This is a genomic window from Arthrobacter sp. Y3223166 (assembly GCF_059090935.1).
On record NZ_JBNHGE010000029.1, the window covers coordinates 21,971 to 40,537 of the forward strand.

Annotated in this window: 15 protein-coding genes; 11 read left to right on the forward strand and 4 right to left on the reverse strand. The window is 71.0% G+C overall.

The window, feature by feature from the left end:
• The first annotated feature begins 12 nt into the window (after positions 1–12).
• The 3 genes from cydB to AC5RUH_RS12540 are packed head-to-tail and all read left to right on the forward strand — an operon-like array spanning position 13 to position 5,442.
• A complete protein-coding gene (gene cydB / locus AC5RUH_RS12530) occupies positions 13–1,032 on the forward strand; it encodes a cytochrome d ubiquinol oxidase subunit II (protein WP_494128733.1) in 1,020 nt (339 codons plus the stop codon).
• Positions 1,029–4,454, forward strand: coding sequence for a thiol reductant ABC exporter subunit CydD (gene cydD / locus AC5RUH_RS12535; protein WP_494128734.1), 3,426 nt, complete (start codon positions 1,029–1,031; stop codon positions 4,452–4,454). The genes cydB and cydD overlap by 4 nt, the downstream gene beginning before the upstream one ends.
• Positions 4,455–4,458: 4 nt before the next feature.
• The gene (locus AC5RUH_RS12540) at positions 4,459–5,442 is read left to right on the forward strand and encodes a GNAT family N-acetyltransferase (protein WP_494128735.1); all 984 of its coding nucleotides are present in this window, start codon (positions 4,459–4,461) and stop codon (positions 5,440–5,442) included.
• A gap of 77 nt (positions 5,443–5,519) precedes the next feature.
• On the opposite strand, the gene AC5RUH_RS12545 is transcribed toward AC5RUH_RS12540, so the two are convergent.
• Together AC5RUH_RS12545 and AC5RUH_RS12550 are read right to left on the reverse strand one after the other, a co-directional pair.
• Entirely contained in the window at positions 5,520–6,038 is a 519-nt protein-coding gene (locus AC5RUH_RS12545) for a DinB family protein (protein ID WP_494128736.1), read from the reverse strand.
• Positions 6,039–6,047: 9 nt separating this feature from the next.
• Positions 6,048–8,549, reverse strand: a complete 2,502-nt coding sequence (locus AC5RUH_RS12550) for a DNA gyrase/topoisomerase IV subunit A (protein ID WP_494128737.1) — start codon at positions 8,547–8,549, stop codon at positions 6,048–6,050.
• Positions 8,550–8,596: 47 nt separating this feature from the next.
• Here AC5RUH_RS12550 and AC5RUH_RS12555 point away from each other — a divergent pair, with 47 nt between their 5' ends.
• From AC5RUH_RS12555 to AC5RUH_RS12565, 3 genes are all read left to right on the forward strand, one after another.
• Positions 8,597–11,305, forward strand: coding sequence for a bifunctional acetate--CoA ligase family protein/GNAT family N-acetyltransferase (locus tag AC5RUH_RS12555; protein WP_494128738.1), 2,709 nt, complete (start codon positions 8,597–8,599; stop codon positions 11,303–11,305).
• A 47-nt stretch (positions 11,306–11,352) separates the two neighbouring features.
• Complete coding sequence (locus tag AC5RUH_RS12560; protein WP_493977911.1) at positions 11,353–12,018, forward strand: DUF5998 family protein; 666 nt, start codon at positions 11,353–11,355, stop codon at positions 12,016–12,018.
• A gap of 85 nt (positions 12,019–12,103) precedes the next feature.
• Positions 12,104–13,204, forward strand: coding sequence for an alkaline phosphatase family protein (locus AC5RUH_RS12565; protein ID WP_494128741.1), 1,101 nt, complete (start codon positions 12,104–12,106; stop codon positions 13,202–13,204).
• Positions 13,205–13,294: 90 nt separating this feature from the next.
• On the opposite strand, the gene sepH is transcribed toward AC5RUH_RS12565, so the two are convergent.
• On the reverse strand, positions 13,295–14,731 hold the full coding sequence (sepH, locus tag AC5RUH_RS12570) for a septation protein SepH (protein WP_494128739.1): 1,437 nt from the start codon (positions 14,729–14,731) through the stop codon (positions 13,295–13,297).
• Between the two features lie 324 nt (positions 14,732–15,055).
• Here sepH and AC5RUH_RS12575 point away from each other — a divergent pair, with 324 nt between their 5' ends.
• On the forward strand, positions 15,056–15,358 hold the full coding sequence (locus AC5RUH_RS12575; protein WP_493987423.1) for a DUF4193 domain-containing protein: 303 nt from the start codon (positions 15,056–15,058) through the stop codon (positions 15,356–15,358).
• 48 nt (positions 15,359–15,406) lie between these two features.
• Here the strand turns inward: AC5RUH_RS12575 and AC5RUH_RS12580 are convergent, their stop codons facing one another.
• On the reverse strand, positions 15,407–15,913 hold the full coding sequence (locus tag AC5RUH_RS12580) for a DUF3093 domain-containing protein (RefSeq protein ID WP_493999513.1): 507 nt from the start codon (positions 15,911–15,913) through the stop codon (positions 15,407–15,409).
• 191 nt (positions 15,914–16,104) lie between these two features.
• On the opposite strand from AC5RUH_RS12580, the gene dut reads away from it, so the two are divergent.
• From dut to AC5RUH_RS12600, 4 genes are all read left to right on the forward strand, one after another.
• The gene (gene dut / locus AC5RUH_RS12585) at positions 16,105–16,569 is read left to right on the forward strand and encodes a dUTP diphosphatase (RefSeq protein WP_494128740.1); all 465 of its coding nucleotides are present in this window, start codon (positions 16,105–16,107) and stop codon (positions 16,567–16,569) included.
• Between the two features lie 117 nt (positions 16,570–16,686).
• Entirely contained in the window at positions 16,687–17,412 is a 726-nt protein-coding gene (locus tag AC5RUH_RS12590; protein WP_493999515.1) for a DUF3710 domain-containing protein, read from the forward strand.
• On the forward strand, positions 17,405–17,752 hold the full coding sequence (locus AC5RUH_RS12595) for a hypothetical protein (protein WP_493999516.1): 348 nt from the start codon (positions 17,405–17,407) through the stop codon (positions 17,750–17,752). Before AC5RUH_RS12590 ends, AC5RUH_RS12595 begins: the two co-directional genes overlap by 8 nt.
• A 3-nt stretch (positions 17,753–17,755) precedes the next feature.
• The gene (locus AC5RUH_RS12600; RefSeq protein WP_493999517.1) at positions 17,756–18,538 is read left to right on the forward strand and encodes a DUF3159 domain-containing protein; all 783 of its coding nucleotides are present in this window, start codon (positions 17,756–17,758) and stop codon (positions 18,536–18,538) included.
• Positions 18,539–18,567: the final 29 nt, after the last annotated feature.

Sequence of the window (18,567 nt, forward strand, 5' to 3'; positions counted from 1 at the left end):
TAAGGACGACTCATGGAAACCCTGCCCACCATCTGGTTCATTGTCATCGCCTTCTTCTGGACCGGGTACCTGTTCCTGGAAGGATTCGACCTCGGCGTCGGCATGATGATGCGCGGCTTCGCCCGGAACAACACGGAACGCCGCGTGCTGCTCAACACCATCGGCCCGGTCTGGGACGGCAACGAAGTCTGGCTGGTCACCGCGGGGGCCGCCACATTCGCGGCCTTCCCCGAGTGGTACGCCGCCCTGTTCTCCGGTCTGTACCTCCCGCTGGTGCTCGTGCTGCTGGCCCTGATCTTCCGCGCCGTCGGGATCGAATACCGCGGCAAGGTGGACACGGACCGGTGGCGGGCGCGCTGGGACTGGGCGATCGCGCTGGGCTCGTTGGTCGCGGCCTTCGGCGTCGGGGCCATGCTCGGCCTGACCACCACCGGCCTGCCGCTCAACGCCAACGGCGACCGGGTGGGCGGACCGTTCGCCTGGTTCAACGGCTACGCCGTGCTCGGCGGGCTGGCGGTGGTCGGCTTCAGCCTGGTCCACGCGGCGGCGTTCCTGGCACTGAAGACCGACGGCGAGGTCCGGTTGCGGGCCAAGGCACTGGTCCTGCGCTGGCTGCCGGTGGCGCTGCTGCCGATGGCCGCCTGGGCCGCCGTGTTGGTGCTGCGCCACGGCAAGGCCGTCACGGTGGCGACGCTGTTGCTGGCCGCCCTCGGCGCGGCGGCGGCCTGGCTGCTGGCCAAGGCCGGACGGGACGGACTCTCCTTCGCCGGGCTCGGCACTTTCGTGGTCGCCGGGTCGGCAACCATCTTCACCGCGGTGTTCCCCACGGTACTGCCCTCGACCATCGACGAGGCCTTCAGCCTGACGGTGGACTCGGCGTCGTCGTCGGACTACACGCTGGGCGTGATGAGCGTAGTGGCGCTGTTCGGCATCCCGGCCGTGCTGGTCTATCAGGGCTACACGTACTGGGTGTTCCGCAAGCGCGTGAGCGCCTCCGCCATCCCCGCAGCACACGCCGTCACCGCACAGTGAAGCCGGTGCTTCCGGTGGGCGCCGCCGGCAAACGGGCGCTCTACCTGCTGGGACTGGCCGCGGCCGTCAAGGCGGGCGGCTTGGTCTTGCTCGCTTCGGCGGTGGCCGCCGGGGTGGCGGGCGTGGCGGCCGGGACGTTCAGCTGGGATGCGGTCCTGCTGCCCGGCGCCCTCGGCGCCGTCCTGCGCGCGGCCGCGGCCTGGGGCCAGGACGTGGCCGCACAACGGGCGGCGGCCGGCATCAAGGAGGACCTGCGGGCCCGCCTCGCCGCCCGGATCCTGCACGACGGCGGCGCCTCCCCGGCCGGGCGCAACGGCTCCGCCCCGGGCGAGGGCGCCCTGAGTGTGCTGGCCACCCGGGGACTGGACAACCTGGACGACTACTACGCCAAGTACCTGCCGGCCCTGGTGACCTGCGCCACCGTACCCCTGCTGGTGGGGCTGCGGATCCTGGCCGCGGACTGGGTGAGCGCGCTGATCGTGGTGCTCACGCTGCCGCTGGTGCCGGTCTTCATGGTCCTGATCGGCAAGCACACCGAAGACCGGACGAAACAGGCGGCCGCCGCCTTGGACCGCCTGTCCGACCACCTGCTGGAACTGGCCCGGGGACTGCCGGTCCTGGTCGGCCTGGGCCGGGCCGCCGCGCAGACCAGGGCCCTGGCCGATGTCGCCCGCGCCTACCGGGAAAGGACCCTGGCCACGCTGCGGGTCGCCTTCCTGTCCTCGCTGGCACTGGAACTGATCGCCACCATTTCCGTGGCCGTGGTGGCGGTGTTCGTGGGCATCCGGCTGGTTTACGGCGGAATGGAACTGGAAGCCGGGCTGCTGGCCCTGATCCTGGCTCCGGAGTGTTTCCAACCGCTGCGCGACCTCGGCTCGGCGCACCACGCGAGCGAAGACGGTCTGGAAGCCCTCGAGCGCAGCAAGGCCGTGTTGGACGCGCCGGCGGGCCGGCCGCTGGTCGCCGCTCCGGACGCCGGGCACCGGTCCGGGGCGGTCCGCGGGGAAGCGCCGGAGCTGCGGGTTGCCGGGCTGACCGCCGCTTACCCGGGCCGCGGGCAGGTGCTGGAAGGGCTGGACTTCACGGCTCCGGCCGGCCGCATCACCGCCTTGTCCGGGCCGAGCGGCGGCGGCAAGACCACGGTGCTGGAGATCCTGGCGGGCCTGCGCCGGGACGGGGCCGGCATCCGGCTGGCCGGCCGGGTGTCCGGCCTCGACCGCGGCCGGATCGCGTGGATCCCGCAGCATCCGGTTCCCTCCGAGTCCACGGCGGCCGAGGAGGTGGCGCTGTATGCCGGGCTGGCCGGGCCGGCCGGGCGTGCAGCGGCGGAGGAAGCGCTGGCGCAGGTCAATGCCGCCGGCCTGGCGGACGCGGACACCGGCGACCTCAGCCCGGGAGAGCTGCGCCGCGTGGCCGTGGCACGGGCTTTGGCCCGGGTTGACCATGTCCCCGGGGTGGACGTGCTGCTGGCCGATGAACCTACCGCGCACGTGGATGAGCGCAGTGCCCGGGCCATCGAGGCCGCGCTGGACGGTCTCCGCGGCAGGGTGACCACCGTGCTGGTGGCGCACGACCCGGACACCGCGGCGCTCGCCGACCACGTGGTGCCGGTGGTGCCGGCGTCCGGGGAACCCGTTGCTGCCGCCCCGTCGGGTACGGATGGTGTGCGGTCCCCGGCACCGGGCACCGAACGCGGCGGGCAGGCGCCCGGAGCAAGGGCGGGCTCCGGCACGGAAGCGGCGGGGGAGGACGGCGGAACCGAAGCGGCGGGGATGGACGCCGCCGGCGCCGGACCCGGCCTGTGGCGGCAGGCGGCGCTGCTGCGGCCGTGGAGCGGGAGGTTCCTGGCCGCACTGTGCTTTGGCCTCGGCGCGGCGCTCTTCGCCGTCGCGCTGGCGGGCCTGTCAGGCTGGCTGATCGTCTATGCCAGCGAACAGCCGCCGATCCTGTACCTGATGACCTCCATCGTCGGTGTCCGGTTCTTCGGGATCGGGCGTTCGGTCCTGCGTTACCAGGAGCGGCTGAAGCTGCACGACGCCGTCTTCGAAAGCACCGACCGGCTGCGGATCAGGTTGTGGAACGGGCTGCTGCAGCGGCCGGCAGCGTGGCGGCGCCTGGCCCGCGGCGGCGGCGCCCTGGAGCGGCTGGTCGGAGACGTGGACGAACTGCGGGACATCGCCCCTCGGGCGGTCTTCGCCCCGCTGGTCGGCCTCCTGGTGGCCGCCGCGTCCTGCGTGGCCACCGCCCTGCTGATGCCCGCGGCCCTGGGCTGGCAGCTGCTGCTCTCCGGGATCTGCATAGTGGGAGCCCCCGCGGTGACGCGCTGGGCGGACCGCCACGCCCAGGCAGCCACCGTGCGGCTCAAGGGCAAGTCGCTGAACGCGTTCACGCGGCTGCTGGCAGCAGCACCGGACCTGGCAGCAAACACGGCTGCCGGGCCGCTGCTGCTGCGTGCCCGCCGCCTTGACCGGGAAGCGACCGCCGCCGTGCAGCGCAGCGCCTGGGCGCAGGGCCTGGGACACGCGCTGACGGTGCTGGCCTGTTCCCTCTCAGCCGTCGTGATGCTCGGCTCGGCGGGAGGCACGGTGCCGGGGGTGGTGGCCGTCGTCGTCCTGATGCAGTTGGCGCTGGCCGAACCTTTCATGGCGGTGAACACCGCGGTGCAGCAATGGGGCGCTTGGCGCGCCGCCGGGGCACGCGTCATTCCGGAGCTGGGAAGCGGCGGCGCGGACCCGGTCCGCCAAGCACGGCGGGAACCGGTCGAGGCGCTGGAACTGCGCAACGCGTCCTACCGGTACCCGGGCGCGGACCACGACGCCTTCACCGGCGTGGACCTGCGGGTGGAGCGCGGACAATGGCTGGCCGTCACCGGCCCGTCGGGGAGCGGGAAGTCCACCCTGCTCGGCGTACTGCTGGGGTTCCTGCCACTGGCCTCCGGCCGCTACCTGGTCAACGGGAGGGCCGGCGGGGCTCCGCGGTCGGCCATCGCGTGGATGCCCCAGGAAGCGCACCTGTTCAACTCGACGCTCCGCGCCAATCTGCTGCTGGCCCGGCCTGCCACCGACCCGCCGGCCGAAGAGGAGATGCGCTCGGCGCTCGCCGCCGTGGGGTTGGGCGGATTCCTGGCCGGACTGCCGCACGGGCTGGGCACCCGGATCGGCCCGGGCGGGCACTTCCTCTCCGGCGGCCAGCGGCAGCGGCTCGCCGTGGCCAGGGCGCTGCTGGCCGACTCAGATGTGGTGCTGCTCGACGAACCGGCCGCGCACCTGGACCGCGACGCCGGGGACGCGTTGCTGGCCGACCTGCGCCGCGGGCTCGCAGGCAAGGCAGTGGTCATGGTGACGCACGACGAACGGCACGCCGCATGGTGCGGGCTTCGGCTGCAGCTGCCTACCGGCACGTATGCCGCTGCCCTAAGCTGAGGCAATGACCAATTCCGACCTGCCGGTCGTTCCCGGCGGAGCCCTGCGCTGGCGTCCCATGTCCGCCTCGGACATCGAGGGCTGGCGCCGGTTGATCCAGCGGATGGCCGCGGTGGACAAACCGGTCTGGACCGAGACGACGGCGGATCTGGCGGAGGCGTTCGACGACCCTGCCAACGACCCCGCTGAGTGCACCGCCCTCGGGCTGGATGCCGGCGGGACGGTGCGTGCCGTGGGCCGGGTCTACGCGAACGCCGGCTCACCGGTCGCCCACACCTGGGGCGGGGTGGATCCGGACTGGCGCCGCCGCGGCATCGGCAGGGCGCTCTACGAGTGGCAAGCCGACCGCCATCGGCGCCGGTTCCGCGCGGCCGGCATCAGGGGCGGCGTCCTGCGGAGCAGCACCGAGGAACAAGATCCGGCGCACAACGCGCTGATGGAAGCGGTGGGCGCCAGGGTGGTCCGCTACTTCACCGAAATGACCCGGCCGCTGGTGGAGATTCCGGACGCGCCGCTGCCGCAGGGCTTCGTCTTTGTGGACCTGGATCCGGGCGACAGCGACGCCGTGCGGCTCGCCCACAACGAGGCGTTCGCGGACCACTGGGGCAGCGAGCCGAGGGACGAGCGCCGGTGGAAGAACCTGGTGCAGCACCCTGAGACCAGGCCGGAGTGGAGCATGTCGGTGGTGGAGGCCGCCTCCGGCGAGACGGTGGCGTACCAGGTGGCCAGCTTTGATCCTCAGTACAAGCTGCAGTCAGGGTATGACGAAGGGTTCACGAACCTCCTCGGCGTCCGCAGGCCGTGGCGCGGCCGCGGGCTTGCCCAGTCGCTGCTGGCCGAAGCGATGCGCCGGTTCCGGGCCGGCGGGATGGCACACGCCGGGCTGGGCGTTGACACCGAGAACCCCAGCGGGGCGCTGGCCCTCTACACCCGGATGGGCTACGTGCCGACCAAGCGCTACCTGGACTATGAACTGCCCCTGACCTGACGCAGGCAGGGGGACCGCCGGCGGCTGGGCCCCGACGTCGTGCACCTACGACGTCGTGCACCGCGGCCGGGCGGCGGCTACGCCCCGACGTCGTGCAGGTGATGCGTGACGTCGTGCAGGAAGTAGCTGCCGAGCGTGACGACGGTGAAAGCCGAACCGTTGCTGCGCCTGCCGCGCCGGTCCCACTCGGCCGGGGTCACCGCATTGAAGCCGGCCGCGACCTCCGCGGCCGCTGCCGCCAGCTCCTCGGCGACGGCGCGCGGGTCCTGGCCGGCGTAACGTCCCTCCACGGCCGCGGCGTTCTGGTCCCAGTCGGCAAACTCCGGGTTGTCCTGGCCGAGCATCAGCTGCAGCCGGGCATCGAACACGCGGCAGACGTCGCGGACGTGGGCCGCGTACTCGAGCACCGACCACGTCGAGTCGTCGGGGCGGACGTGGGCGCCGGGCTCCGCCAGGGCCGCCTGCCAGCGGGGCACCGTGGCCAGCAGCTCCGGGCCGATCCGGTCCGGCGTGACGCCGGCCGGGTCGAAGCCGCATTCGGGGCAGGGCCGCCCGGTGACCCACGTCCAGTCCTTGGTGTCGGGGATGATCGCCATGCAGCCAGCTTAGGAGTCTTGTGACCCCTGCTGCGATAGGGCGGGGCCGACGGCGTCCACGGGCTGGGACAACGGTATGCCGGATCCGTCGCGGCGGCCGTGTTCGGTGGGCAGCGCCCGGGAGGCGCCGTTGGACGAGCTGGCCTTCGCCGGACCGTGCCCGGCCCACGCCAGCGAGAGCATGTCCTCGCCCTTCAGGAAGCGGTGCGCGCGCACGCCGCCGGTGGCGCGGCCCTTGGCCGGGTACTCCGTGAACGGGGTGACCTTGACCGAGCCGGGGGAGGTGCCCGGCAGGGCCTCCTGCGAGGAGGCGACGGTGACGACGACGGCGTCCGCGTCCCCGGCGGCGACCGCACCGAAGAACGTCACGGTGTCTTCCGCGCCCAGCTTGATGCCCGTGACGCCGCCGGCCGTGCGGCCCTGGGCGCGCACCGTCGAGGCCGGGTAGTGAAGCAGTTGCGCCTGGCGGGTGATGAAGACCAGTTCATCGTCGTCGGCCGGGACGCTCAGGCCCACGATGTAGTCCTTGGGCTTGAGCGCGATGATCTCCCAGTCCTCCCGGTTGAGCGGGTAGTCCGGGGTCACGCGCTTGACGATGCCCTGCGCCGTGCCGAGGGCGAGGACCTTGTCCAGCGGCGCCAAGGCCACCAGCGATTCGCCCTTCGCCAGGGTCACGAACTCCTTGACCGGGACGCCGCCGGCCAGGTTGGGCGACCCGGCGGCGGCGGCGAGCACCGGCATGTCCAGGACCGGGAGCCGCAGCATCCGGCCCAGCGAGGTCACCGCTCCGATCTCGGCCCGTGCCGTGGTCCTGACGACTGACGCCAGGACATCGTGCCGGATCCGCTGGCCGTCCGACAGGGGCTCCTGGTCCACCGTGCGGGCGAGCTGGCCGGAGGCCGAGAGCAGGACCCAGCACGGGTCGTCCGCGATCTGCAGCGGCAGGGCGGCCTTGGCGTTCTTGCCGGCGGCGGCGGGAGCCGGCAGGGCGGTGCCGCGGAGCGGGGCGGCGGCCTCCGATTCGAGCAGCACGGTCCGCCGCGGCGTGGCGTAGAGCGCGGAAACCTCGCCCAGCTCGTCGGACACCAACTGGCGCAGCATGGCCTCGTTGGCCAGGATTTCCTCCAGTGCGGCGATCTCGCGGCGCAGCTCGTCCTGTTCCTTCTCGAGCTCGATCCGCGAGTATTTGGTCAGCTGGCGCAGCCGCAGTTCGAGGATGTGATTGGCCTGGATTTCGGACAGGTCGTAGATGGCCATCAGCCGTTCGCGGGCGGCCGCGGCCTCGTCCGAGGAACGGATGATCTGGATGACCTCGTCAATGTCCACGATGGCGATCAGCAGGCCCTCGACCAGATGCAGCCGGTCCTTCTTCTTGCCCAACCGGAACGCGGTGCGCCGCCGGACGACGCCGATGCGGTGGCTGATGTAGACCTGCAGCAGTTCCATCAGGCCCAGCGTGCGCGGCTGCCCGTCGACCAGCGTCACGTTGTTGATGCCGAAGGAATCCTCCATCGGCGAATAGCGGTACAGCTGCGCCAGCACGGCGTTCGGATTGAAGCCGTTCTTCAGCTCGATGACCAGGCGCAGGCCGTGCTGCCGGTCGGTCAGGTCCACGATGTCGCTGATGCCCTGCAGCTTCTTGGACGTCACCGCGTCCTTGATCTTCTCGATCACCTTCTCCGGGCCCACGCCGTAGGGCAGCTCGGTGACCACCAAACCGGTGCGGCGTGCGGTGAGCTTCTCCACCTCCACCTTGGCGCGGGTTTTGAAGGAGCCGCGGCCGGTGGCGTACGCGTCGCGGATTCCGTCCAGGCCCACGATCTTGCCGCCGGACGGCAGGTCCGGTCCGGGGACGAACCGCATGATGTCCTCGAGCGTGGCGTCCGGGTTGGCGATCAGGTGCTGGGCCGCGGCGATCACCTCGCCGAGGTTGTGCGGCGCCATGTTCGTGGCCATGCCCACCGCGATGCCGGAAGAACCGTTGACCAGCAGGTTGGGGAAAGCGGCCGGGAGTACCGCCGGCTGCATCAGCTGGTTGTCGTAGTTGGGCACGAAGTCCACAACGTCTTCGTCCAGGTGGTCGGTCAGTGCCAGGGCCGGCGGCGCGAGGCGGGCCTCGGTGTAGCGCGGAGCCGCGGGACCGTCGTCGAGCGATCCGAAGTTGCCGTGGCCGTCAATCAGCGGCATGCGCAGCGAGAAGGACTGCGCCATCCGCACCATCGCGTCGTAGATGGCGGCGTCGCCGTGCGGGTGCAGCTTGCCCATCACCTCGCCGACCACGCGGGCGGACTTCACGTGCCCCTTGTCCGGCCGCAGCCCCATCTGGGACATCATGTAGAGGATGCGGCGCTGTACCGGCTTCAACCCGTCGCGGGCATCGGGCAGTGCGCGCGAGTAGATGACCGAATAGGCGTATTCGAGGAAGGAGCCTTCCATCTCGGAGGTCACGTCGATATCGACGATGTTCTCCGTGTAGTCCTCTTCGGGGGCGGGAGTCTGGCGGCGGGGCATGGGTAGAGCTTCGGTCCTTAGCTAAAAGTTGCGGATACAGTGAGTTTATGGCGCAAGAGGCTGATTCCCCGGATTATCCGGATTATTGGGAGGCGGATGTCGTGCTGCGCGACGGCGGGACGGCGCACCTGCGCCCCATCGTCCCGGCCGATGCCGAGGCCCTGCAGGCCTTCCACGTGGGGCAATCGGAAAGCTCCATCTACCTTCGCTTCTTCACCTTCAAGTCCAAGCTCAGCCCGCGCGAACTGGCCCGCTTCACCAAGGTCGACTACGTCAGCCGGGTTGCCTTCGTCATCACCATCGGCGATGAAATCATCGGGATCGGCCGCTACGACAGGCTGGACGATCCCGCCGAAGCCGAGGTCGCCTTTAATATCGCCGATGCCCACCAGGGCCGGGGGCTGGGTTCCATCCTGCTGGAGCATCTGGCGGCGGCCGCCCGGGAGAACGGCATCAGCAAGTTCTCCGCCGAGGTGCTGCCGGAGAACCGGAAAATGATCACCGTCTTCAACGACGCGGGGTACGAGGTGCGGCGCCATTTCGACGACGGGGTGGTCGCCCTCGAGTTCGACATCGACCCGACCGAGCGCTCCCGCGCCGTCATGGCCTCCCGGGAACACCGGGCCGAGGCCAAGAGCGTGGCCGCCCTGCTGGCCCCCGGATCCGTGGCCGTGATCGGCGCCAGCCGGGATTGGGGCAGCGTGGGCTACTCGCTGCTGGAGAACATCATCGAAGCCGGCTTTACCGGTCCCGTCTACGCCATCAACCCGCAGGCCTTCGAACTGAACGGCATGATCTCCCATGCCGCCATCGCCGACGTCCCGGACCCCGTGGAACTCGCCGTCGTCGCCGTCCCTTATGGGGAAGTGCCCAAGGTGGCCCGCGAATGCGCCGCCGCCGGCGTCAAGGGCATCCTGGTGGCCAGCGACGGTTTCTCCCAGGCCGGGACCGAAGGCTTGCAGCGGCAGCGCGAGCTGGTGCGCCAGGCCCGCGCCCACGGGATGCGGGTGATCGGCCCGGGCTCGCTCGGACTCCTGAACACCGACCCGGCGGTGTCGCTGAACGCCTCCATGGCGCCCGCTATGCCCCCGCGCGGAGCGCTCGGGCTGTTCAGCCAGTCCGCGGCGATCGGCGTCCTGCTCTACACCGCCGCCAGCCGGCGCGGGCTGGGCCTGTCCTCCACGGTGTCGGCGGGGAACCGGGCCGACGTCTCCGGCAACGATGTCATGCAGTACTGGGAAGACGACCCGGCCACCCTGGCGGTGGGGCTCTACCTGGAGTCCATCGGCAACCCCCGGAAATTTTCCCGCATCGCGCGCCGGCTCTCGCGCAGCAAGCCGGTGATCGTCGCCAAGTCCGATGTGATGGGACTGCAGCTGCCGCCCGGCCATGCGGTGCGCACCACCCAGGCGCCGCCGGGCGCCCTTGACGCCATGTTCCGCCAGTCCGGGGTGATCCGCGTGGAGACCAATGAAGAGCTGATGGACGTGGCGCAGGTCCTGGTCAGCCAGCCGCTTCCGGCCGGGGCCAACCTGGCCGTGTTCAGCAACTCCCTGGCGCTGGGCAACGTGGTGGCCGACGCCGCCAGGGCCCACCAGCTGGACGTGGTCCGGCGGGAGGTGGCGCTGGACCTGGATACGGGGCAGTCCACCGCGCTCCCGATGCTTCGCCGGCAGGTGCGGCAGGCACTGTCCGCACCCGAGGTGCACGCCGCCGTCGTCACCCTCCTTCCCGCCACCGGTATCCCGACCTCCCGGCTGGCGGAAGTGCTGCGGGACTGCGCCGAAGAGGCGGGCAAGCCGGTGGTCGCCTCCTTCACGGGCGTGCTCGACCTGGCCGAACGGACCGACGGCCTGCTGGCCGCCGGAGGCCCGGATTCCGGCGGCGGCCTGCAGCGCGGCCTGCCCGCTTTTGCCAGCCCCGCCAGCGCCGTGAACGCGCTGGCGGCCGCGGTCCGCTACGCCGAATGGAAGGCCCACGACCAGGGCGAGTTCCCCGAGCCTGCGGGAACGGATCCCGCCGAGGCGCAACGGCAGATCGACGCCCTGCTCGGCGGGGTCACCGGGACCGAGCTGCTGACGCCGACCCCTGCACAGACCGCCCGGCTGCTGGGCTGCTACGGCATCACGGTTCAGGAGTCCGCCGGCTTCACGCACGACGACGAGGCCGTGGCCGCCGCCGAACGGCTCGGCTGGCCCGTGGCCGTCAAAACCACCGACGCGCGGCTGCGGCAACGGCTGGACCTCGGCGGGGTCCGGCTGAACATCACGGACGAGGCGACCCTGCGCGCCAACATCGCGCACATGCGGGCCAGCCTGGCCCCGTTCGGCGACATCCCGTTGGAAGTCCAGTCGATGGTGCCCGCCGGCCAGGCCTGCACCATCCGCTCCATCGAGGATCCGCTCCTGGGCCCGGTGGTCTCCTTCGGGCTGGCCGGCGACGCCGTCAACCTGCTGGGGGACTGGTCCCACCGGATCCCCCCGCTGAGCACCGTGGATGTGGCGGACCTGGTCCGCGGGCCCCGCGCGGCGGAGAAGCTCTTCGGCTACCAGGGCCTGCCGGCCGTGGACGTTCCGGCGCTCGAAGACCTGATCGCCCGCGTGGCGCAACTCAAGGACGAACATCCCGAAGTGGCCCTGCTGGAGCTCAACCCGGTCCAGCTCTCCGACCGCGGCCTGGCCGTGCTGAACGCCGAACTCCGGCTCGGAAACCATGCGCACCGCACCGACAGCGCGCGGCGCGCCATGCGGGACTGAACCTGCCGGGTTGGCCATCCGGCGGCAGGGTAGGGGATTATGGAACCATGAGCCCCCTATCGACGGCCGAACGCCGCAGTCTCGACGACGCCCTCAACCGGGCCGGCTTTTATCCGCTGCTGGTTTCCGACGTGGTCCACGACGCCCTGGACGAGCGCGAGCCGCTGTCCCACCTGGTGCACCTGGAGACACACTTCGACCGCAACGAGGTGCACCGGCACATCACCGTGCTGGTGCTCACCGAGGACATGCTGGTCATCACGCACGTGGACGACCAGCAGCTGGACGACGAGGGCGAGCAGATGGTGGCGCAGATTTCCACCGAGTCGGTCCCGGTCAGCCAGATCCGCTCCGTGGTGCTCAGCTACGTCTACGCCCAGCCGCAGAACTACACCTCCGCCGACCAGGCCCGCGAACTGACTCTGGCCATCGCCTGGTCCGGCGGCCAGCGACTGGACATGGGCCCGGCCGGTTGCGGCGATCCGCAGTGCGACGCCGACCACGGCTACACGGGCAATATCGTCCAGGAAGACATCGTGCTGCGGGTCAGCGCGGAGGCCGACGGGCTGCAGGCGGTCCAGAACGCCAAGGACTTTGCCCGCGCGCTGCGCAAGGTCAGCACCAGCCACCCGGAGCCCGCCGCCGCGCCGGGCCCGGTGCAGCAGCGCCCGCGCATCGGCAACCGCCTGGTCCGCGGCCACCACGGCCGCTGATCTGCGGGATCGACGCTGCGTGACGCTGATACAGGAACCGCTTCCGGCTGCCCCCGGCTACGGCCGCAACTCGCTCGCGGAGGTCATGACCAGTGCCGCGGCCGCGCTGGGCGCCGAGGGCTTCGATAATGAGCTGCAGTTGCCGCAGGCGCGGCGTGTGTGCGTGGTCATGGTGGACGGACTGGGCAAGGCGCTGCTGAAGCAGCGCGGCGGACATGCCCCCTTCCTGCGCCAGGCGATGGACAACTCGCGGACCCTCGGCAGCGCCCTTCCCTCGACGACGGCGGCGTCCCTTGCCAGCCTGGGGACCGGGCTGGCGCCCGGCCTGCACGGCATGGTCGGCTATGACGTCCTGGACCCGGGGCAGGACAAGGTGGTCAACCAACTCGGAGGCTGGGACCCCGGGGTTGACCCGCAGGTGTGGCAGCCGCATGCCACGGTGTTCGAACGTGTAGCCGGGCAGCTGCCGGTGACCACCGTCAGCCTGCCCCGGTTCGCGGAGTCGGGCATGACCCGGGCGGCGCTGCGCGGCAGCAGGTTCGTGCCCGGCGCCACCGGCCATGCCCGGACCCAGGCCACCGCGGAAGCCTTGGCGGCTACGGACCGGGCGTTGGTCTACCTCTATTTCAACGAACTGGACAAGGCGGGCCACCGGTTCGGCGCGGCGTCGGCCCAGTGGGGGCATGCGCTGGAGGAACTTGACTCGGACATGCGCCGCCTGGCCCGGCAGCTTCCGGCCGATACGCTGCTGCTGCTGACCGCGGACCACGGCATGCTGGACGTGGCCGAGGAGTTCCGTTTCGACTACTCGGCGGACCCGGCCCTGGTGGCCGGGGTGCGGCACACCGGCGGCGAACCGCGGCTGGTCCACCTCTATTTCGAACCGGACGCCAGGGCCGGGCAGCGCGAGCAGGTGGCCCGTGCCTGGCTGGAGCGGTATGGGAAGCAGGCCTGGGTGTTCACCCGGGAAGAGGCGGTCAGCCGCGGGTTCTTCGGTCGGGTGGACCCGCGGGTGTTGCCGCGCATCGGAGACCTGATGGTGGCTGCCCGGGAACCCGTGGCGTTCTACGACACCCGGCGCGTGCCGGAGACCGCGATGTCCGTGGTCGGCCAGCACGGCTCGCTGACGAAGGCGGAGCGGGAAGTGCCCCTGCTGACCCTGGTGGCTCCGGGCAAACGGCGCTAGTCCGCGCCCGCAGGCAACGAGAGGTTGACGGGCCAGGCAGCCTGGCAGGCCGGGCGCCCAGCCCGGGTCTTCTCTGCAGCCGGCGGCAGGTCAGTCGTGCTTGGTGCCGAAGACGATCTCGTCCCAACTGGGCACGCTGGAGCGCTTCGGCTTGATGGAGCGCTTGGGCGGTTCCGGGGCCGGATCCTCCCGCACCGTGTCTTTGGCCCCGGGTTCGGGATCGGCGGCGGTCTCCGCGCCAGCCTGCGCCGTCCGGGCCTTTTCCGCGGCCGCTCCGCTGCTGTTTTCCACGGTTTTCAGCGCTGCGGTGGAAGGACTGACAAACTCAATCCGGTCGTCCAACGGGGCGCCCGTTTCCTGCGCGCCGCCGCCGGTCGCCGGCTCTGCGTCGGCCTCTTCCCCGGTGAGGTCGCCGTCCTGGTCGCGCACGCCGCCGCCGGTTGCCGCGGCCGGCTCGTCCCGCAGGAAACCGGGCGCGCCGGAGAGCGTGATTTCGTGCGTGTGGGTGCTGATCCCGTGCCCCAATTCCAGTGAAGAGACCGCGCCGTCGTCGTAGGCCGGGGCCAGCGTCAGCGGGAACCCGGCGCGCGGCCGCGCGCCGGGATCGTCGCCGGAATCGTCCGAGTCCTCGAACGAGTCGCGCGGGTGGGCCGCCGGAATCGGACCGTGGGTGAGCATCAAGGCCAGCGCGTCGTCGGCATCTTCGTCGACGCCCAGCCGCTGCCCCCGCCGGGAGCGCAGCACGTCCAGCAGCTCTTCCGACTCGGCGGACTGCCCGTCGTCCTGCCCGCCGTCCTCGTGCCCTGCCGGCTCGAGGTCCGGGTCCGCGCCGGTATCGGCTTCGAAGTCGAAGACATGGTCGGTGACGGCCTTCAGCCGGCGCCCGGGGACCGGGCCGTCCACGGTTTCGAGCTCGCTCAGCTGCTGCGCCCACCGGTTGGCGTTCTGGATGGTGCGGCGGGCCGCATGGAAGACCCAGCGGGCGGGCGGTTCTTCCCCGATGGAGTCGGTGGCGGGAGCCGCCGGCGCGGTAAAGGACGCCACAACTTCCCACGTGCCGTCGCTGCGCCGCCAGGAATCCCAGTTCATCGACTCCGGGTCGATGCCGAAGGCGTGGATCCGGTGGTCCACCATTTCTCCCAGGGTGGCGGGCTCGTCGCCGAAGGCCGACCGGTAGCCGTCGTGGCCGGGCAGCGGGCCGGCGACTTCCACCTTGCGGGCCTGCTCGACGATGTAGTGGCGCTCGGCGAGCACCGGGCTTTCATAGCGCCGGATCCGCTGCAGGTCGAGGCCGGATTCGGCCGCGACCTCCTCGGCCGTGGCGCCCGCTCGGATGCGCGCCTGGATTTCGCGGGGGGACATGCCGGCGTCCGACGGTTCGCCGGCCCCGGGAGCGCGCGTTGTTGTCGGTCGGAAGACCGCTGTGCGCAGGGCTTCGTCTATGGCCAGACGGTAGTCGTCCCCACCTGCGCTCAACAGCAGATGTTCGCCATCCTCATGGACACCCACCAGCCGTAGATCCTGCATGAAAACCCTCCACCAGACGACACTTTATGCCTGAAACTCTGCCACCCATACCGGGCTTTTCCTATTGTTTTCGCAGGTGTGGCGCGGAGTTTGTGGCCAAGGTCGCCCCGGCCGGGCGCCGCGTCCGAAGGCGGCCGTGAACGCCCAGCGGCCCCCGGGTTTGGCAGGCGCGCCGAAATCGGCAAGAATCTTCGCGTCACGGGCACAAAATCGACGGCGAACGCGTTGAGCCTGTGCACAGATCGTCAGGCACGGGCACGTGTCCCGGAACCGGGGGCCTGATGTGAAACTGGACCGGACCACCGGAGTGGGAGCAAAACAACAATGGCCACTGACTACGACGCCCCGCGGAAGCCTGACGAAGAGACCCACGAGGAGTCCATTGAAGAGCTGAAGTCGCACCGGCGGACCGACACGCAGTCGGCCGTGGTCGACGAGGACGAGGCCGAGGCGGCCGAGGGGTTCGAGTTGCCCGGCGCCGACCTCTCCGGCGAGGAACTGCTGGTCCGCGTACTCCCGGCCCAGCAGGACGAGTTCACCTGTGCTTCCTGCTTCCTGGTCCGCCACCGGTCGCAGGTGGCCAAGGAAAAAGACGGGCTGCTCTACTGCCGGGACTGCGAGGGGTAGCCGCCCGCAACCAAGAGGCCGGCCGGCGGGGCGCCCGCCCCGCGGGCCCTAGGACGCGTCCGCGGCGGGGCGGTTCAGGGCCGCGGCGAGCTGCTGCGGCCGGCGCGTAGAGGCGATCCAGTAAGGGGTCAGGTCCGTCTCGTCGGTGATTTCGATGGTGACCACCGGATCGATCCAGCCGCGCATGCACATGTACGCGGTGCCGTTCAGCTTGGGGCCGCGCTGCTCCGTGGCGGCCTCGCCGGTGAACGCTTCCACCCGCCCCACGTAGCGGCGCTCGATCTGGGCGCGGCCCACCTGCAGCATGGTGTCGGTGACCAGGATCCGCGGCGTGGAAGCGATCAGCAGGACGGCCAGCAGGATGGCGGCGACGACGGCGCCGATGATGCCCGCGGTCATGCTGATCGGTGCCAGCATGACGATGACCGCCGCGGCGGTGCCGGCGGCGATGAGCCAAACCCAGAAATTGGGCCACAGCCGCTCATCGAAGTGGGTCACGGAGGAAGGACCGCCGGCGGGACCGGAGCCGCCTGCAGGGGTCGCGGGTTGTGTCATGGACCCAGCTTTTCACCTTTTGACAGGCATTTCACCTTGCTTCCGGCGGGCCCCCGGAAGCCCGCCCGCCCGCGGGCGCCACGGTTGAAAACGCGCTAGAGTGATGTGCGGAATATCTCAGCGGGCCAGGCCCTTGGCGGCCGCAGTCTTCCCGCCGCCACATCCGCAATCGCAAGGACAAACGATCACGAGTGCAGCAGACAACTGAAACGCTGACGGTCCAGCTGAAAATGCTCGACGACGGACTGGAACCGCCCGCCTACGCCCACCCGGGGGACGCCGGGGCCGACCTGCGGAGCCGGATCAATTTCCGGATCGCCCCGGGGGAACGTGTCCTGGTGCCGACGGGCGTGGCGCTGGCGCTGCCGCACGGCTATGTTGCCCTGGTCCACCCACGCTCCGGGCTGGCCGCCAAGCACGGACTGACCATCGTCAACGCCCCCGGCACGGTGGACGCCGGTTACCGGGGCGAGATAGCGGTCACCTTGCTGAATACCGATGCCAGTGAAACGCTCACGTTCAAGCGAGGGGACCGGATCGCGCAGCTGGTCATCCAGAAGGTGGAGACGGCCGCGTTCGAACGCGTCGCCGAGCTTCCGGATTCGACGCGGGGGGCCGGCGGATTCGGTTCCACCGGAGGGTTCGGCGCCGGTTAGTTCCGCCGCGCGGTGCGGCGGGCACGCACCTGGACGCCTGCCCGCCGCAGGCGGCATCCCCTCGGCGCAGACATTGAGCAACCCGGTGCAGGACCGGAGGAAGAGGAATCTTACGTTATGGCATTTGGGCGTTCCAAGAAGAGGAACCAGAACGACGGCGAAGGGCCGGAAGCCGCCGCGGCCGCACCTGGCGAGGATGCCACGCGGCCGGCGCCGGACAGCGGTCCCCGCCGGAACGGCCCCTACGACGACTCCGAGCAGGACACCGGCAACGGCTATTTGGACCTGGGCGCGCTGAAGGTCCGTCCCCGGGAGGGCCTGCAGCTGCGGCTGGAGGTCGAGGAAAAGTCCAAGCGGGTGGTTGCGGTGACCCTGGACCTGGCCGGTTCCAACTTGCAGCTCCAGGCATTTGCCGCGCCGAAATCCGAGGGGCTGTGGAAGGAAATCCGCACCCAGATCGCGAGTTCCGTGGGGTCACAGGGCGGCACGGTCCAAGAGATCGACGGACCGATGGGAACCGAGGTGGTGGCCAAGCTGCCGGCACAGACCGCCGACGGGAAGCAGGGCTTCCGGGTGGCCCGCTTCCTCGGCGTCGACGGGCCGCGCTGGTTCCTGCGCGGCGTGATCGGGGGACCCGCCGCGCTGGACCGGGCCAAGGCCGCGGACCTCGAGGAACTCTTCCGTTCCACCGTGGTGGTCCGGGGCTCGCAGCCGCTGCCGCCCAAGGACCTGCTGCAGCTCAAGATGCCCAAGGGCGTCCCGGGCCCGCCGCAACCCGAGGCGCCGCGCAACCCCGGACTGACCGCGCCCGAGCGGGGCCCGGAGATCACCGAGATTGGCTGACCGCTCCCGCGTCCATCGCGGCCCTGCGGACAGCCCCATCGCCCGGCTGCCAGAGCGCGGCCACGTCGCCGGAACCGGGTTGGTTGAGGCGATCACCATCGCGCCGCCGGGGCAGCCGCCGCGGTTTGCCGCCGTCGTCACCGACGCGGGCCAGCAGGAGCCGGGCAAGTCCCGTGACGGCGGGCACCCGCGGGTCCGCCTGGTCTGGCTGGGGCAGCGCCGCGTGCCCGGCATCGCGGCGGGCATCCGGTTGGCCTTCGAGGGCATGCTCTTCAGGGTGGAAGGAACCGCCACCATCTACAATCCGCGCTACGAGATCCTCAGCCCGTTGGAGAATTAACCCATGACAGATCAGCAGCCGGACTCCGGTCCGCACAGCGTGCCGCCGGCCGGGGACGGGCAGCCCTCCGGCGCGCGTCCGGAACCCGCGGGAGAACCGGGCAACAGGCGCCCGGACGCGGCCGAGGCGCTTGCCGGCGCCTACGCGGCGAGCGCCGCGGTCCACCGCACCGACGACGGACAGATCGACGTGCTGAAGACCGTGGGCGGCGTCCGCGGGCTGGCCGAGAGCATCCTGCCGGGCGTGATCTTCCTGGTGGTGTTCACCATCGGCCGGGAGCTCGGCCCGGCGCTGATCGGAGCGCTGGCGGCCGCCGCCGTCTTCACCGTGCTGCGCCTGGTGCAGCGGGGCACCGTGACGCAGGCCTTCTCCGGCCTCGTGGGGGTCGCCATCTGCGCCTTCGTCGCCAACAGCACGGGCCGGGCCGAGGACTTCTATGTCTGGGGCTTCATCACGAATGCCGCCTACATTCTGGTCATGCTGGTTTCGGTGGCCGTCAAGTGGCCGGTGCTGGGTTTGATCTTCGGGCTGATCCGCAGCGAGGGAACGGCATGGCGGCAGCAGCCGCAACGGCTGAAGGCGTACACCATGGCCACCTGGATCGTGATGGCGGTGCTCCTGCTGCGGCTTGTGGTGCAGCTTCCCCTCTACCTGATGGGCGAGGACGGCCTGGTGGCGCTGGGCACCACCCGCTTGCTCATGGGCGTGCCGCTGTACGCGCTGGGGCTGTGGCTGGCGTGGCTGGTCTCTCGCCCGGCGTCCGTCGAGGCCGCCCGGGCCGAGTGATCTGGCCCGCCGCCGCCGCGGCCGGCCGG

Bases quoted from the DNA above. Each gene is read 5' to 3' on its own strand.
- AC5RUH_RS12555 (WP_494128738.1), top strand. From the start codon at position 8,597: ATGGCGCAAGAGGCTGATTCCCCGGATTATCCGGATTATTGGGAGGCG.
- sepH (WP_494128739.1), bottom strand. From the start codon at position 14,731: ATGCAGGATCTACGGCTGGTGGGTGTCCATGAGGATGGCGAACATCTG.
- cydB (WP_494128733.1), top strand. From the start codon at position 13: ATGGAAACCCTGCCCACCATCTGGTTCATTGTCATCGCCTTCTTCTGG.
- AC5RUH_RS12565 (WP_494128741.1), top strand. From the start codon at position 12,104: ATGACCAGTGCCGCGGCCGCGCTGGGCGCCGAGGGCTTCGATAATGAG.
- AC5RUH_RS12540 (WP_494128735.1), top strand. From the start codon at position 4,459: ATGACCAATTCCGACCTGCCGGTCGTTCCCGGCGGAGCCCTGCGCTGG.
- AC5RUH_RS12580 (WP_493999513.1), bottom strand. From the start codon at position 15,913: ATGACACAACCCGCGACCCCTGCAGGCGGCTCCGGTCCCGCCGGCGGT.
- AC5RUH_RS12550 (WP_494128737.1), bottom strand. From the start codon at position 8,549: ATGCCCCGCCGCCAGACTCCCGCCCCCGAAGAGGACTACACGGAGAAC.
- AC5RUH_RS12590 (WP_493999515.1), top strand. From the start codon at position 16,687: ATGGCATTTGGGCGTTCCAAGAAGAGGAACCAGAACGACGGCGAAGGG.
- AC5RUH_RS12545 (WP_494128736.1), bottom strand. From the start codon at position 6,038: ATGGCGATCATCCCCGACACCAAGGACTGGACGTGGGTCACCGGGCGG.
- AC5RUH_RS12600 (WP_493999517.1), top strand. From the start codon at position 17,756: ATGACAGATCAGCAGCCGGACTCCGGTCCGCACAGCGTGCCGCCGGCC.
- AC5RUH_RS12575 (WP_493987423.1), top strand. From the start codon at position 15,056: ATGGCCACTGACTACGACGCCCCGCGGAAGCCTGACGAAGAGACCCAC.
- AC5RUH_RS12560 (WP_493977911.1), top strand. From the start codon at position 11,353: ATGAGCCCCCTATCGACGGCCGAACGCCGCAGTCTCGACGACGCCCTC.